Annotated in this window: 13 protein-coding genes; 6 read left to right on the top strand and 7 right to left on the bottom strand. The window is 57.7% G+C overall.

The annotated features are described in order from the left end of the window. Positions 1–38 precede the first annotated feature (38 nt). The 5 genes from EBB79_RS01855 to EBB79_RS01835 all read right to left on the bottom strand — a co-directional run bounded on the left by EBB79_RS01855 (position 39) and on the right by EBB79_RS01835 (position 4,160). A complete protein-coding gene (locus tag EBB79_RS01855; protein ID WP_127747204.1) occupies positions 39–293 on the bottom strand; it encodes a hypothetical protein in 255 nt (84 codons plus the stop codon). Between the two features lie 305 nt (positions 294–598). Beyond that, positions 599–1,969 carry a glutamate--cysteine ligase gene (locus EBB79_RS01850; protein WP_127747203.1) on the bottom strand — a complete coding sequence of 457 codons (1,371 nt, stop codon included), beginning with the start codon at positions 1,967–1,969 and terminating at the stop codon, positions 599–601. 65 nt (positions 1,970–2,034) lie between these two features. After that, entirely contained in the window at positions 2,035–2,562 is a 528-nt protein-coding gene (locus tag EBB79_RS01845; protein ID WP_127747202.1) for a hypothetical protein, read from the bottom strand. Positions 2,563–2,754: 192 nt separating this feature from the next. Further along, complete coding sequence (locus EBB79_RS01840; RefSeq protein ID WP_127747201.1) at positions 2,755–3,351, bottom strand: hypothetical protein; 597 nt, start codon at positions 3,349–3,351, stop codon at positions 2,755–2,757. After that, the gene (locus EBB79_RS01835; protein WP_127747200.1) at positions 3,351–4,160 is read right to left on the bottom strand and encodes a 16S rRNA (uracil(1498)-N(3))-methyltransferase; all 810 of its coding nucleotides are present in this window, start codon (positions 4,158–4,160) and stop codon (positions 3,351–3,353) included. Before EBB79_RS01835 ends, EBB79_RS01840 begins: the two co-directional genes overlap by 1 nt. A gap of 12 nt (positions 4,161–4,172) precedes the next feature. Here EBB79_RS01835 and ubiA point away from each other — a divergent pair, with 12 nt between their 5' ends. The 3 genes from ubiA (at position 4,173) to EBB79_RS01820 (ending at position 7,458) form a co-directional block, all read left to right on the top strand. Next, positions 4,173–5,150 carry a 4-hydroxybenzoate octaprenyltransferase gene (gene ubiA / locus EBB79_RS01830; RefSeq protein ID WP_127747199.1) on the top strand — a complete coding sequence of 326 codons (978 nt, stop codon included), beginning with the start codon at positions 4,173–4,175 and terminating at the stop codon, positions 5,148–5,150. Positions 5,151–5,212: 62 nt separating this feature from the next. Beyond that, entirely contained in the window at positions 5,213–7,147 is a 1,935-nt protein-coding gene (locus EBB79_RS01825) for an OmpA family protein (protein ID WP_127747198.1), read from the top strand. Beyond that, positions 7,144–7,458 (top strand): hypothetical protein, encoded by a 315-nt coding sequence (locus tag EBB79_RS01820; RefSeq protein WP_127747197.1) that lies wholly within the window; start codon positions 7,144–7,146, stop codon positions 7,456–7,458. Before EBB79_RS01825 ends, EBB79_RS01820 begins: the two co-directional genes overlap by 4 nt. A gap of 2 nt (positions 7,459–7,460) precedes the next feature. On the opposite strand, the gene gcvA is transcribed toward EBB79_RS01820, so the two are convergent. Continuing rightward, complete coding sequence (gene gcvA / locus EBB79_RS01815; protein WP_127747196.1) at positions 7,461–8,345, bottom strand: transcriptional regulator GcvA; 885 nt, start codon at positions 8,343–8,345, stop codon at positions 7,461–7,463. Between the two features lie 84 nt (positions 8,346–8,429). On the opposite strand from gcvA, the gene EBB79_RS01810 reads away from it, so the two are divergent. The 3 genes from EBB79_RS01810 (at position 8,430) to EBB79_RS01800 (ending at position 11,634) form a co-directional block, all read left to right on the top strand. After that, positions 8,430–9,614, top strand: coding sequence for a GntT/GntP/DsdX family permease (locus EBB79_RS01810; RefSeq protein ID WP_127747195.1), 1,185 nt, complete (start codon positions 8,430–8,432; stop codon positions 9,612–9,614). A gap of 217 nt (positions 9,615–9,831) precedes the next feature. After that, positions 9,832–10,680, top strand: a complete 849-nt coding sequence (locus EBB79_RS01805; protein WP_127747194.1) for a glycosyltransferase — start codon at positions 9,832–9,834, stop codon at positions 10,678–10,680. A gap of 39 nt (positions 10,681–10,719) precedes the next feature. Further along, entirely contained in the window at positions 10,720–11,634 is a 915-nt protein-coding gene (locus EBB79_RS01800; RefSeq protein ID WP_127747193.1) for a hypothetical protein, read from the top strand. Between the two features lie 3 nt (positions 11,635–11,637). Here the strand turns inward: EBB79_RS01800 and EBB79_RS01795 are convergent, their stop codons facing one another. Then, positions 11,638–12,339, bottom strand: coding sequence for an FkbM family methyltransferase (locus tag EBB79_RS01795; protein WP_127747192.1), 702 nt, complete (start codon positions 12,337–12,339; stop codon positions 11,638–11,640). Positions 12,340–12,371 lie beyond the last annotated feature (32 nt).

Here is a 12,371-nt window from a genome sequence, read left to right as displayed (position 1 = left end):
CTAGGATCACTGTGCCCGCGGGTCAATAATTGCGGTTATCAGCCGCCCTGCGCCATCCGCTCGGTGGCCTCGGCGGTGCGTTTGGTGTTGTCGTGGATACCCAGGAACAGGTACATCATGCCGCCCATCAGGACCACATAAAGACTGCCAGCAATCAAAACACCAATGGCCGGCAGGATACCCCCCTGAGGGCTTATCATCATGCTGCCTGCACCAACCACAACCGCAATGCACATGAGGATCACAACAACAGTGATCAGTTTTTCGAGAGATGAGATAAAGAAGTCGCGCATAATTTTTCTCCAAATTTCGATGTGAATGATCCGAGACTGCACGAGTTAAGGGGCGTTTGGCAAATCTTGCAGATCACCCCGCCGACTGTTGCTTCCGCAGATACTACTTCTACATGTGCTCAGGTCGCATCAATTCGCGTAAAAATTGAGATCGGCCACTCGCACCTTTGGCCCTGGGTTTCACACCAATACCATCCTGGAGCTGCTTTATTTGCGGCGCTATGGGGCGCACGTGTCGCTGGTGTTTACCGGGTTCTGAGTTCAGCCCTTCCGCTGTCCCAAAACCCGGTCTAACGCAGCTTTGATCAATAGCTGAATTCGCCGTAGATCTTGGTCAGGTCGCCGTTCCAGTCGCCATGATAGCGATCGAGCAATTCATCGGCAGGCACCTTACCGCTTTCCAGGCTGTCCTTCAGCGCGTTCAGGAAATGGGTCTCATCCGGCACCAGACCGCCAGCCCCGGCCCGGGCCCGCGCCTTTAGGCCAGCCTCGGACATTGCCACAACGTCGCGGGCCAGATCCATCATCTTGATGTCGCCAACCTGTGCCTGCAAGCCCTGCTCGGAGGCGGCAACGCGCAGGCCCTCGCGGGTTTCGGCGTCCCAGCCCTTGACCAGATCCCAGGCGGCATCCAGCGAGGATTGGTCATACATCAGGCCGACCCAGAACGCAGGCAGCGCACAAAGACGACGCCAGGGGCCACCATCGGCGCCGCGCATCTCCATGTATTTCTTAATCCGCGCCTCGGGGAAGGCAGTGGTCAGGTGATCGGCCCAATCCGACATCTGCGGCTTTTCGCCAGGCAGTGCGGGCAGCTCGCCCTTTAGGAAATCGCGGAACGACATGCCCAGCGCGTTGATATATTCACCATTGCGATAGACAAAATACATCGGCACATCGAGCGCGTATTCAACGTAAGCCTCAAAGCCAAAGCCTTGTTCAAAGACAAAGGGCAGCATGCCCGTGCGCGAGTCGTCCAGACTGCGCCAGATCCGGCTGCGCCAGCTTTTATGACCGTTCGGCTTGCCTTCAAAAAACGGCGAGTTGGCAAACAGGGCTGTCGCCACTGGCTGCAGCGCCAGCGCCACGCGCAACTTCTGCACCATGTCGGCCTCGGAACCGAAGTCGATATTGACCTGCACGGTGGTGGTGCGCCGCATCATATCGCGGCCCATGGTCCCGACCTTGGCCATATAGTCGTTCATCAGGGTGTAACGCCCCTTGGGCATCAATGGCATCTCGTCGTGGGTCCAGATCGGCGCCGCACCCAGACCGATAAAGCCAACGCCAATCTTGTCGGCGATGTCCTTGACCTCACGCAGGTGAACATTCACCTCGTCGCAGGTTTCATGGATGGTTTCCAGCGGAGCGCCGGACAGTTCCAACGCGCCACCCGGTTCCAGACTGACGTTAGCGCCGTCCTTTTCCAACCCGATCAGGTTGCCGCCTTCTGTCACTTCGGACCAGCCATAGCTGTCGCGCAGACCTTGCAGAACCGCCACGATAGAGCGGTCGCCGGCAAAGGGCAGCGGCTTCAGGCTGTCTTTGCAATAGCCGAATTTTTCATGTTCGGTACCAATACGCCAATCCGCCTTGGGCTTGTTGCCCTCGGCCAGATACTCAGCCAGCTGGCTGTAGTGTTCGATTGGTCCGCCACCGGACTGGGGAATAGACATGAGCAGCGCTCCGTTGCTGTAGGATCATGTTAGAAAATTAGTGGTGGTGCGAATCCCACCGACTGTCAATGCAGCCTTTGACTTGGGGGACGCAGGTTGTCTTTTTCCCAGATCACGACCGAGTGAGGTCCGCCCCGGCGCAGCTCACTTAGCATCCGTTCGGTGCGCAGCCCCGGCAAGCTGGCAAAAACATCGAACAGGATCTCGGTGCCTTCGGCATTGACTGGAATATGCAGCGGATCCTGTCCCGGCTGGTTCAACACCCAATGAGGCGGTTTGGCGGTGTGATCCAGCGCCAGTTGGGTCAGTTCCGACACCGCCACCGCGCCGCCAGTCAGCGGTCCGAAATAGGCGATCTGGCCTTCGTCAACCTGCACCACGCCGGGGCCACCAACCCCAAGGCGAAACCGCATCCGCTGTACACCGACGACGGCAAGCGCCGTACCAAGAATCAACAACACCCATCCGCCCCAGAACAGCAGCCCAAAGGCGCCCAGAACCCAGCGCAAGCCCATCAGCAGAACGACCGCAGCCACAATAATCTCCCGCCAGCGCCAGATGGCGGCCTGGGCCTCGGGTCTGATGAAGCTCATGATCTGTCTCCTAACCGATTGCGCACAGAGGTGCTAAACCAATGGATGCTATTTGCATTAAACACATTTGGGAGCCAATTGGTTTTGGACAAGCCCTAGGCCTGCCTTTTTCGTCTAAGCCCGTCAACTGTCCCGTGGGAGGAGGCGCAGAATGTGAACTTATCCAATTTCGAAACAAGACGAAGGGACGCCTTAAGGGTTTCTTCTCTGAACCCCTTCATATGGCGCTTTGATGCTTTCGAACTGCATATCTCCAAAGTCCTTAATCAACGTGTTGCCCGATGCGGTCTTGCGATAGAGCTTTGCACCGTCGCTGTGATATCTTTCGAATGTATCTGCTATTTGCCCCTTGGAATGCGCGCAAACTAAAGGCGTTTCAGAAGGCCTCAACTCTAACATTAACCCACACGGCAATTTTGCCCTGGCGGTTTTACTGGAAGCCGATCTCAAAGAAATCGTGTCCCTATTAGGAAAGTGAGCACCGCACCCTATTGGGGTCAAACCAGAAAAGAGCTCAACAGCTGTAAAGAAGGGAGGTTTGCTGATCGCCTGGTACCAATCTTTGGCATCTTTCGATAGCGCAAAGAAGGTAAAATGGCGGCCAACCGGCGACAGGGCACATTTGGAAACATCGATGGTGCTTTTTAGCCATTGGCCCGGCTCAAAGCTATCCTCCTTTGTTTCCCAGGTTATCAACCTGAACAACCCATTTTTTGCTCTGTACAACACCACAGCACGTGAATTTTCCGTAGCAAAAAACAGATGCAATTCGCGCCGTGTCCCCTGCACTACCAGTCGCCCAGCGTCTGTTGCCACAGGGTCATCGCCGCCACCGCTGCCGTATCGGCGCGCAGGATGCGCGGGCCGAGGCTGACGACGTGGGAATAGGGCAGCGCGTGCAGGCGTTTGCGCTCAGCCTCGGAAAAACCGCCCTCGGGGCCGATTAGGATAGCCCAGGAACCAGGCTGTGTCTCTTTGCCCGGACGATAGGCCGGGCAGCGCCCGTCCGCCCCCATGGGCGGGCGCTCCGCTTCCGCCCGCGGACGGGAAGCACCGCCCTGAGCGATCAATTGCAAGGCATTGCCCACCTCGGCCTCGTCGCAGAACATCAACTGGCGGCCTTCGGGCCAGTCATCCAGCAGGCGCGAGAGTTTTTGCAAATCATCGACCTGCGGCACATAGGTGCCGCCGCATTGCTCGGCGGCCTCGATTGCGTGGGCCTGCAGGCGGTCCTGACGAATGCGTTCAGAATTGGTGAAATCAGTCTGCACCGGCAGAATGCGCGCGGCGCCCATCTCGGCGGCCTTTTCAACGATGAAATCGGTGCGGGCCTTTTTGATGGGTGCAAACAGCAACCACAAGTCGGGCGGCATTTGCAGCGGCTTGGTCTGTTCCACACAGGTCAGCACACCGGCGCGCTTGCCAGCCTGTGCCACATCGGCCAGCCACTCGCCATCGGTGCCATTGAACAGCTTGACCTGCCCGCCAACCGTCATCCGCATCACCCCAAAAAGGTAATGCGCCTGGCCCCGGTCCAGAGGAACCGATTGCCCTGCCCCCAAAGGGTGCTCTACATACAGTCTGATCTTTGCGCTCATGAGGCCCTACATATGCAAGGCGACGCCCCTACACCAGATGCTCCGGGTCCCGAGGGACAAGTTTCGGATGCTGTCAGCAACAATTGGGTGGACACCCGCGCCCCCGCCTGGACGCGGCCCTATCTGCGGCTGTCGCGGGCCGACCGACCCATTGGCACATGGTTGCTACTGATTCCCTGTTGGTGGGGTCTGGCCCTGGCCATGCTGTGGGACCAGAGCCCGCGCTGGCAGGACGCCTGGATCTTTGTCGCCTGTGCAGCGGGGGCCTGGCTGATGCGCGGTGCCGGATGCACCTGGAATGACATCACTGACCGCAATTTTGACGGCCTGGTTGAAAGGACCCGTTCGCGACCGATCCCCTCTGGGCAGGTCACTGTCAAAGGGGCCGTTGTCTGGATGGTGCTGCAGATCGCCCTTTCGGCGCTGATCCTATTCAGCTTTAACCAGGCGGCCATTGCCATGGGCATTCTGGCCCTGTTCCCAGTGGCGATCTATCCCTTTGCCAAGCGGTTCACCTGGTGGCCGCAGGTATTTCTGGGGCTGGCCTTTAACTGGGGCGCCATGCTGGCCTGGGTGGCACATACCGGCACCTTGAACTGGCCGGCCGTGTATCTCTATCTGGCGGGCATCAGCTGGACGCTGTTCTACGATACCATCTATGCCCATCAGGACACCGAAGACGACGCGCTGATTGGCGTCAAATCCACCGCCCGGCTGTTTGGCAAAGACACTCCCGTCTGGCTGCGCCGATTTCTGGTAATTGTGGTCTGCATGATGACGCTGGCGGTACTGGGCGCGGTGATGCCCAACGGCTCTATCCTGGCACTGGCACTGGCGCTGGTTGCCCCCTGGGCGATGGGATGGCATCTGACCTGGCAATTGCAGGCATTGAACACCGAAAACAACGAGAATTTGCTGCAATTGTTCCGGTTGAACCGTGACACCGGCCTGATTCCGCTTATCTTCTTTGCCGCTGCCTTGTTCGCATGATTGATCTGGCGGGACGTAATCGATAAGAAGACGAAACTTTTCTAGGACGATACTGCCCGCCAATGCGCCTTTCTTCACTATTGATTGTCAGCTTCACATTTCTGGCGGCCGCAGGTCTTAGCCTGGTCGCGGCAGGATTTGCCGTAACTGGAATGGAATACAGCACTGAAATCGCGGTTCGCCGCACTCTGGACGAAACAGGCCATGACTGGGCCGAGGTGACGGCTGACGGCCTGCGCGTGGAACTGAACGGCACTGCCCCCGACGAGGCCGACCGGTTCACCGCCATCTCGGTGGTTGGCACAACTGTTGATGCCGCCCGTATCATCGACAACATGGATATCACGCCCACAGCGGATCTGGCTCCCCCCCGGTTCTCGGTCGAAATCCTGCGCAACGAAAGCGGTATCTCTATCATCGGGCTGATCCCAAGGGGTGCTGGTCGTGCCGCCATCGTCGAGCAACTGGCCAATCTGGTTGGCGAAGACCGGGTCACCGACTTGCTGGAAATAGCCCATTATGATGCGCCAGCTGGCTGGACCGACGCGATGACATACGCGGTCAAATCCCTGCAGAGCCTGCCACGGGCCAAAATTTCAGTGGTGGCCGGGCAGGTCTCTATTACGGCGATTTCCCATAACATCGACGAAAAACTGGCCCTTGAGAAGGCATTGAACCGCACCGCGCCGCCCGGGCTGCGACTGGCACTGGACATTGCCGCGCCACGCCCGGTGATCACGCCGTTTACACTGCGCTATCACATCGACCAGAACGGCGGCCGGTTTGACGCCTGCTCGGCTGAAAGCGACGGCAGCCGGGACCGAATTCTGGCCGCAGCCCAAAAGGCTGGCCTGGCCGAACCGACCACCTGTGTGATTGGCATGGGCGTGCCTTCGCCCAACTGGTCCCGAGCCGCTGAGCTGAGCATTGCCGGCCTTGCCCAATTGGGGGCTGGATCCGTCACCATCGCCAATGCGGACATTACTCTGGTGGCCACCGCCGAGACCCCGCATGCGCTGTTCGATCAGGTGGTGGGCGAATTGGAAAACGCACTGCCCAAGGTCTTTGCCCTGCATGCGGTTCTGCCCGTTCCGGAGGCCGCAACCGAAAGCGCCGGCCCACCTGAATTCACCGCGACACTGAGCCCCGAGGGGCAGGTGCAACTGCGGGGACGGCTGACCGACGAAACCCTGCGCCATCTGACCGACAGTTACGCCAAGGCGCGGTTCGGCTCGGACAATGTCTATGTGGCCACCCGCGTGGTGGCTGGATTGCCCACCAACTGGCCAGTACGGGTGCTGACCGGGCTAGAGGCACTGTCACAACTGCGGCGTGGATCTCTGACTGTCACGCCGGACCACGTCAATCTGCGTGGCATGAGCCATCAGGAAAACGCCACCGCTGAGATATCCAAACTGCTGTCTGCCAAACTGGGCGGGGCTGAAAGCTATGGTCTGGAAATCAGCTTTGAGCCGCTGCCAGAACCCGAAGACAAACCGATGGAACCCGAGCAATGCGAAGCCGAACTGGCGGCCATTCAGCAGGTGCATAAAATCGCCTTTGAGCCTGGGTCAGCCACTGTTGCCGCTGACAGCCGGGAAACAGTGGATGCCATCGCTGTTATCCTGGATCAATGCGGTGAGGTCCGGCTGGAAATTCAGGGTCATACCGACAGCCAGGGCCGCGAAGAGATGAACCAGAACCTAAGCCAGGCACGGGCTCAGTCGGTTCTGAACGAATTGCGCGCACGACGGGTTGTGACCTCTAGCTTTGCCGCCAAAGGTTACGGCGAAAGCACTCCGATTGCGGACAACGGCACCGAGGAAGGCCGCGAACAAAACCGCCGTATTACCTTTCACCTGATCCGCCCCGAACAACGCCCCGAGGCGCAAAGCACGCTGGACAGCGCAGCGAGCGAAAACACCGACATTGAGCCGAGCGGTGAGACGGCCCCGGAAACGGATGCGCCCATCGAACAGGAGACCCCCGAACAATGAACAGAACCGAGTTCATCATCACCACCGCCATTATCCTGTTTGCTGCTTTTATGATGGGATGGTTTGCCAATTGGCTGGTTCACCGGTTCACCCGCGTCAAACAAAGCGATGTGGCCGATCTGGACCGGATGAGCCAGGAACTGCATGAGGCAGAAGAGACCCGTGATCAGGCCATCACCTATCTGCAGCAGCGCGAGGCCGAGTTGAGCAACCAGCTTGCCCAAACTGAGGCCGAATTACACGCCGCTATGGACGGTTTGCGCGCGGCGCGGCAGGAATGTGAAGAACTTCGGGTGCATTACGAAGGCTAAAGTTAGGCGAATTCCTGAACGATCCAGTCCCTGACTGTAACCAGATTTTTGCTGGGATCTGACGCAGACACAAACCAATAGCTAAAACTGGCGTCCAGCTTAACGTCGAAGGGCGCGATCAACCGGCCGGCTTGCAAGTCGTCCGCCACAAGCTGCGATCGGCCCAGCGCAATGCCCTGCCCCGACAGCGCCGCCTGCAAAATAGCAGTGTCATCACCAAGCTTTGGGCCACGGGGAACTTTGGGCTCCTCCAGGCCAACGGCGCTAAACCAGGCCGCCCAGTCTTCGGCGATGTCCGCATGTAACAGTGGAGCCTTGAGCAAATCAGCTGGTGTGGTGATGGCGAATTTTTCAACGATGCTGGACGCACAAACGGGGCACACCGTTTCAGCCCCCAGCCAGACCGCAGCAAGCCCGGGCCACCGGCCAGTTCCATACCGGATTGCCCCGTCGATCTGCGCTGCGTTCAAGTCAACGAGGTCCCGCGACGCGCTGATGCGCAGATCGATATTGGGATGCAAATCCGTAAACAGCCCAAGCCGGGGCGCCAGCCATTTGGCCGCCACCGAAGGCAACATCGACAGCGTGACTATGCTGGACCCTTTCGTCGGCTGGACCTCGGCACAGGCACGTCTCAAGTCGCCCAAAGCATATGTCACCCTCATCGCCAAGGCCTTACCTTGCGGGGTCAGCGACAGGTTGGGGCCAGAACGTCGAAAAAGTTGCGTCCCCAGGATGGCCTCCAGTTCGGCAATTTTTCGGCTGACCGCACTTTGCGTGATCCCCAGCTCGCCCCCTGCTGTCGTGAAGTTCTGGAACCGGGAAGCGGACTCGAACACCTGCAGAGCCCGGAGGGGCAATGGAGATCTATCATTCTTTAAACTCATGATGGCTCCCCTAGATTTCTCATTTTGATGAGCTAAGGCGGTAACCTATCATAAATCAAGGGAATTTTAGAGGAACCATCCGGCATGTCTGACATCACAACCACCCCATCACGATCTTTGACCACCTACCTGCCGGATGTGCCGCTGGTGATCTGGATGGTCTTCGTGACGGTCGCCATGGGCTTTGTCGGCGACATGTCTGCACCCGAGGTCGTCAGGACATTCAACACCGGGTTTGGCAGTGCCCTGGGTGAGTTTGCCTTGATATTGCTGCCCTCCTTTGCGCTGGCGGCTGCACTGTCCCAACACCGCGCCACACCGGCAAAAGCCCTGGCAACTGCGATGTCGCCGGTTGCCGGGGCGGGTATGGTGTGCCCGGATACGGCCTATGCCACCTTGTCCCCCATTGCCGGGCGACAAAAACTGGACGTGGCTTTTGGTTCATATGCCGGATTCAAGCTGTTGTTTCCTGCGGGACCATTGATTGTCGCAACAGGACTGGGCGTCGCTGACCCCATGCTACCGGTCTATGGGCTGGTGCTGTTGTTTCCGGTCTGGCTTGCCGGGTCGGTCTGGGTGCGCAGTGTCGACACGCTTGCCCGGGAAACCGCCCCAACCACACCCCAACCAATAGATCTGCGCAGCCTGCGCCCGCTTGCCCCTTTTGCTGTGCTGGCCCTTTTGCTGGCAATTGGCGGCGCAACGAATTTTGCCGGCCTGCCGGTTCTCGACTTTGTGACCCTGCCAAAGGGCGCGCTGTGGGTTGCCGCAGCGCTGGCCATACTGGATTGTCCCAGCGCCCAGCGCCGTGCCTGTCTCGATAGCGCAGTGCGCAGAACCGGGTCACTGCTGCTGGTCATTGGCGCGGCGACAGCCTTTGGAGCGGTCCTGATCCGGCTTGTCTCCGTTGAGGCGTTGTTGCCGTCTGGCGCGGGACTGCTGGGCGTTGTCAGTCTGTTCGCCCTTGCCACCCTGTTCAAGCTGGCACAGGGGTCCAGCATGGCAACATTTGCGGCGGTCGCACCCGTGGCAGGCCCGATTGTCGCTGGCAGCGACATGTCCAGCGTCGCGGCCGTCTTTGCAATTTGTCTGGGGTCCTTTATTGCGATCCTGCCCAATGACAGCTTCTATTGGCTGGTCAGGCGCGATGCCTTGGCAGAGGTCGACAGCGATGGCCGAGCCATATGGATACTCACCGGCGGCGCCATTGCCCAGGCGCTTACCGGGCTCATTTTACTAACCAGTGCAGTCAAAGTTGGGGTGATCTGAAAAGCAGAGCGGCCCGCACCGCACCACAAATCGTATAAGACGCTTGATCGAAGTGCAAAATTGCCGCAATTTCCAACAAATGGCATTCTGCTTGGGGCATGTCGGCTTTAGTCTGCTGCAACACTTATATTCGATAGAGTTGCATGCGGGTCTGGCCAGCCGGATTGATGACCTCATGCCTAAATGATAACAAAAAACTAGAGTAATAGGGCAGTAAATGCAGGTATTTGGCTATATTCGGTTTTCTTACTTGGGCCGCAGCGATGCACGCATGTCGCGCGTTCCCGGCGCGACCCAAGATGACTATTTTCAGCGCCTGTTCGACCCACTTCGCATGGAAACCCGCTTTCATTTCTTTGAAAAAATATGCCTGCCATCAATCAAGGCCCAGACGGATCAGGATTTCACGATTTTCATCATGGCCTCGCAAGACATGCCAGAACCCTACAAGACCAGGTTAGAGGCATCCGTTGCCGAGGTGCCGCAAATCCGCGTTTGCTACAGTGACGTCCCGAACATTCTACATGCCTTCCGCCCCGTCGTGAAAGAACTGACGGCTAAGTTGACGGACAACTCTGTGCATTTCCGAATGGATGACGACGATGCAATTGGGGCCGATCTGATCGCCAACTTACGCAAAATGGCACGACATGCTGAACCCGGCACCCTGTTGTCACTGCCCCGTGGCTTTCATCTGTTTTCCCATAAGGGACGGCCCTATCTATTGCCAAAAGTCGAAGCGTTCATTGCAATCGGATTTGCTTTTGTGAACGCACCGGACAGCATGCGCAATCCCTATGCCAGCGCTCACCAAAAAGCGTTCCACCGGGTTCCTTCAATGATGGAACCACGTCCGCATTCCTATATCCACGTGGCTCATGCCTCGGCCGACACGCGCGAGATGCACAACAAACGCGTAGCGCGGCAACTCAAGAACATCCCGGACTATGATACTGCTGAGTTCCAAGACCGTCTGAAAATGGACTTCTCAGCGGCCTTCCCGCACACCTCTCTGGATGAAATCTATGAGGCTGTCCTGTCATCGCCAGATGCAGTATCCAACTAGGATCAGGACCCACCAATTTTGGCAGAAAGGGACGCAAAGATGGCTGCCATATGTGAGACAAACAGCCTTTCGCAGGCCGCAAAGGCCGGGAGTTTCTGGCTAAAAGGGACAAACTGCGATCTTGTTTCTGAGCTGCGCTCGGAAACACTGTTGGTCACCTTTGACAACCTGGCGTCGATCAATGAGCGACCCGAGACCCGGCCCTGGGGGTCATGGCTTGGCCCGCGGTGCGAGGCCATGGGGTATAGTATTCTGGGCGTACAGTCGCATCAAAAAGACTGGTACCGGACAGCAGAACCGTCAGAGCAAATTGCCGACCTTCAGGCAAATGGCTATTTTGACCGCTTTAAAAACATCGTCTTTACCGGCACGTCAATGGGTGGTTTTGCAGCGCTTTGTTTTGCGGGCTTGGTGCCAAAGGCGCGTGTGCTGGCGTTTAGTCCTCAGTCCACCCTTAACCGTGACATTGCCCCGTTTGAAAAAAGATACCCCTACCCGCATCGCAAGTTCGACTGGGTCAGCCCTGATTATCTCGACGCGTCCCAACATGTGGGAGACATTTCCAGCGGGCATATCTTTTTTGACCCTAAAGTCCGGGAAGACAAGTTGCACGCGGACCGGCTGATCTCTCCGTCATTGACCCAGGTTCGTATTCCGTTTGCCGGTCACATGCTGATCCGGGTGATTGTCAAAGCCGGAGCGCTGGAACATCTTCTGACCACCTACCCCGAGACCGGGCAGGTTGATGCGACCTTCTTTCGTTTGATGCGCAACAAGCGGCAAAACAAGACATGGGCAAAACCGTTTTTGGCAGGCGTCACGGCCCGCGGCGACAGCCTCCTTACACGTCAGGCCTGCACGGTTTTGCACAAAGAACACGGTCATCGTTTTGCCCGCCGCATGCGCAGGCAGATGATCAATAATGCCAAGCACGGGCCACCTGTGACCGTCTAGGCGTCAAATCCAGTCTAGATTAACCCGCGTGGCCGGATATTTCAGACCAACGTTTTTCCTAAGATCTTTGAACCGTGGCCGCAGTGCCTTGAACTTGTTTTCATGGGTTTCAGCCACGGTCAGGCGGACCTTATCATACAGCTCCTGTTCCAGCATCAGCTCAAGAATATCCAGCTCGGCGCCTTCAATATCCATTTTGATGAACGCCAGCTCGCCATGCTTATTGTAAAGCTCAGTCACGAGATCGGGCAGCGAGACCAGCGTCACGTCAATCGTGTCACCCTCGTCCTCGTTGATCATGCGCCCACCACTGATAACGGTGCTTTTAACTGAGGCGCCACGTGGGTTGTCAGCGAAATTGTCAGCCCGCATAAGTTTGATAGACCCGGCACTGACGCCTACCGCCGCGTTGTGTAATGTAACGTTTGGCAAATCCCGTGTTGCCTTTGATAGCTTTTCAAAGGCAAACGGGTCCGGCTCAAAGGCATGCACCTCGGCCCCGGTCCGGGCCAGTGGCACCGTCACTTCGCCGACATTCGCACCACAATCCAATACAGTGTCCCCAGGTTTCAGCATCGAGCATATCCCCTGCAACAACCCCTTGGCGTGCGCGGCCCGCTCGTTTCTGGCCTGTCGCCGCTGCAGCTTTTCCAGCTTGTTGGTCAAATCGGTAACTGACTCGGGTGTCTCTACATTTTCTGGCATGGTTTTGTCTCATTATTTTTGGTGACCCGGAA

Source organism: Parasedimentitalea marina, assembly GCF_004006175.1.
GTDB classification, from domain to species: Bacteria; Pseudomonadota; Alphaproteobacteria; order Rhodobacterales; family Rhodobacteraceae; genus Parasedimentitalea; species Parasedimentitalea marina.
The sequence above is the reverse complement of the archived record's forward strand: the minus strand, read 5'-3'. Positions and strand labels throughout refer to the sequence as shown.

Bases quoted from the DNA above. Each gene is read 5' to 3' on its own strand.
- EBB79_RS01855 (WP_127747204.1), bottom strand. From the start codon at position 293: ATGCGCGACTTCTTTATCTCATCTCTCGAAAAACTGATCACTGTTGTT.
- EBB79_RS01850 (WP_127747203.1), bottom strand. From the start codon at position 1,969: ATGTCTATTCCCCAGTCCGGTGGCGGACCAATCGAACACTACAGCCAG.
- EBB79_RS01845 (WP_127747202.1), bottom strand. From the start codon at position 2,562: ATGAGCTTCATCAGACCCGAGGCCCAGGCCGCCATCTGGCGCTGGCGG.
- EBB79_RS01835 (WP_127747200.1), bottom strand. From the start codon at position 4,160: ATGAGCGCAAAGATCAGACTGTATGTAGAGCACCCTTTGGGGGCAGGG.
- ubiA (WP_127747199.1), top strand. From the start codon at position 4,173: ATGCAAGGCGACGCCCCTACACCAGATGCTCCGGGTCCCGAGGGACAA.
- EBB79_RS01825 (WP_127747198.1), top strand. From the start codon at position 5,213: ATGCGCCTTTCTTCACTATTGATTGTCAGCTTCACATTTCTGGCGGCC.
- EBB79_RS01820 (WP_127747197.1), top strand. From the start codon at position 7,144: ATGAACAGAACCGAGTTCATCATCACCACCGCCATTATCCTGTTTGCT.
- gcvA (WP_127747196.1), bottom strand. From the start codon at position 8,345: ATGAGTTTAAAGAATGATAGATCTCCATTGCCCCTCCGGGCTCTGCAG.
- EBB79_RS01810 (WP_127747195.1), top strand. From the start codon at position 8,430: ATGTCTGACATCACAACCACCCCATCACGATCTTTGACCACCTACCTG.
- EBB79_RS01805 (WP_127747194.1), top strand. From the start codon at position 9,832: ATGCAGGTATTTGGCTATATTCGGTTTTCTTACTTGGGCCGCAGCGAT.
- EBB79_RS01800 (WP_127747193.1), top strand. From the start codon at position 10,720: ATGGCTGCCATATGTGAGACAAACAGCCTTTCGCAGGCCGCAAAGGCC.
- EBB79_RS01795 (WP_127747192.1), bottom strand. From the start codon at position 12,339: ATGCCAGAAAATGTAGAGACACCCGAGTCAGTTACCGATTTGACCAAC.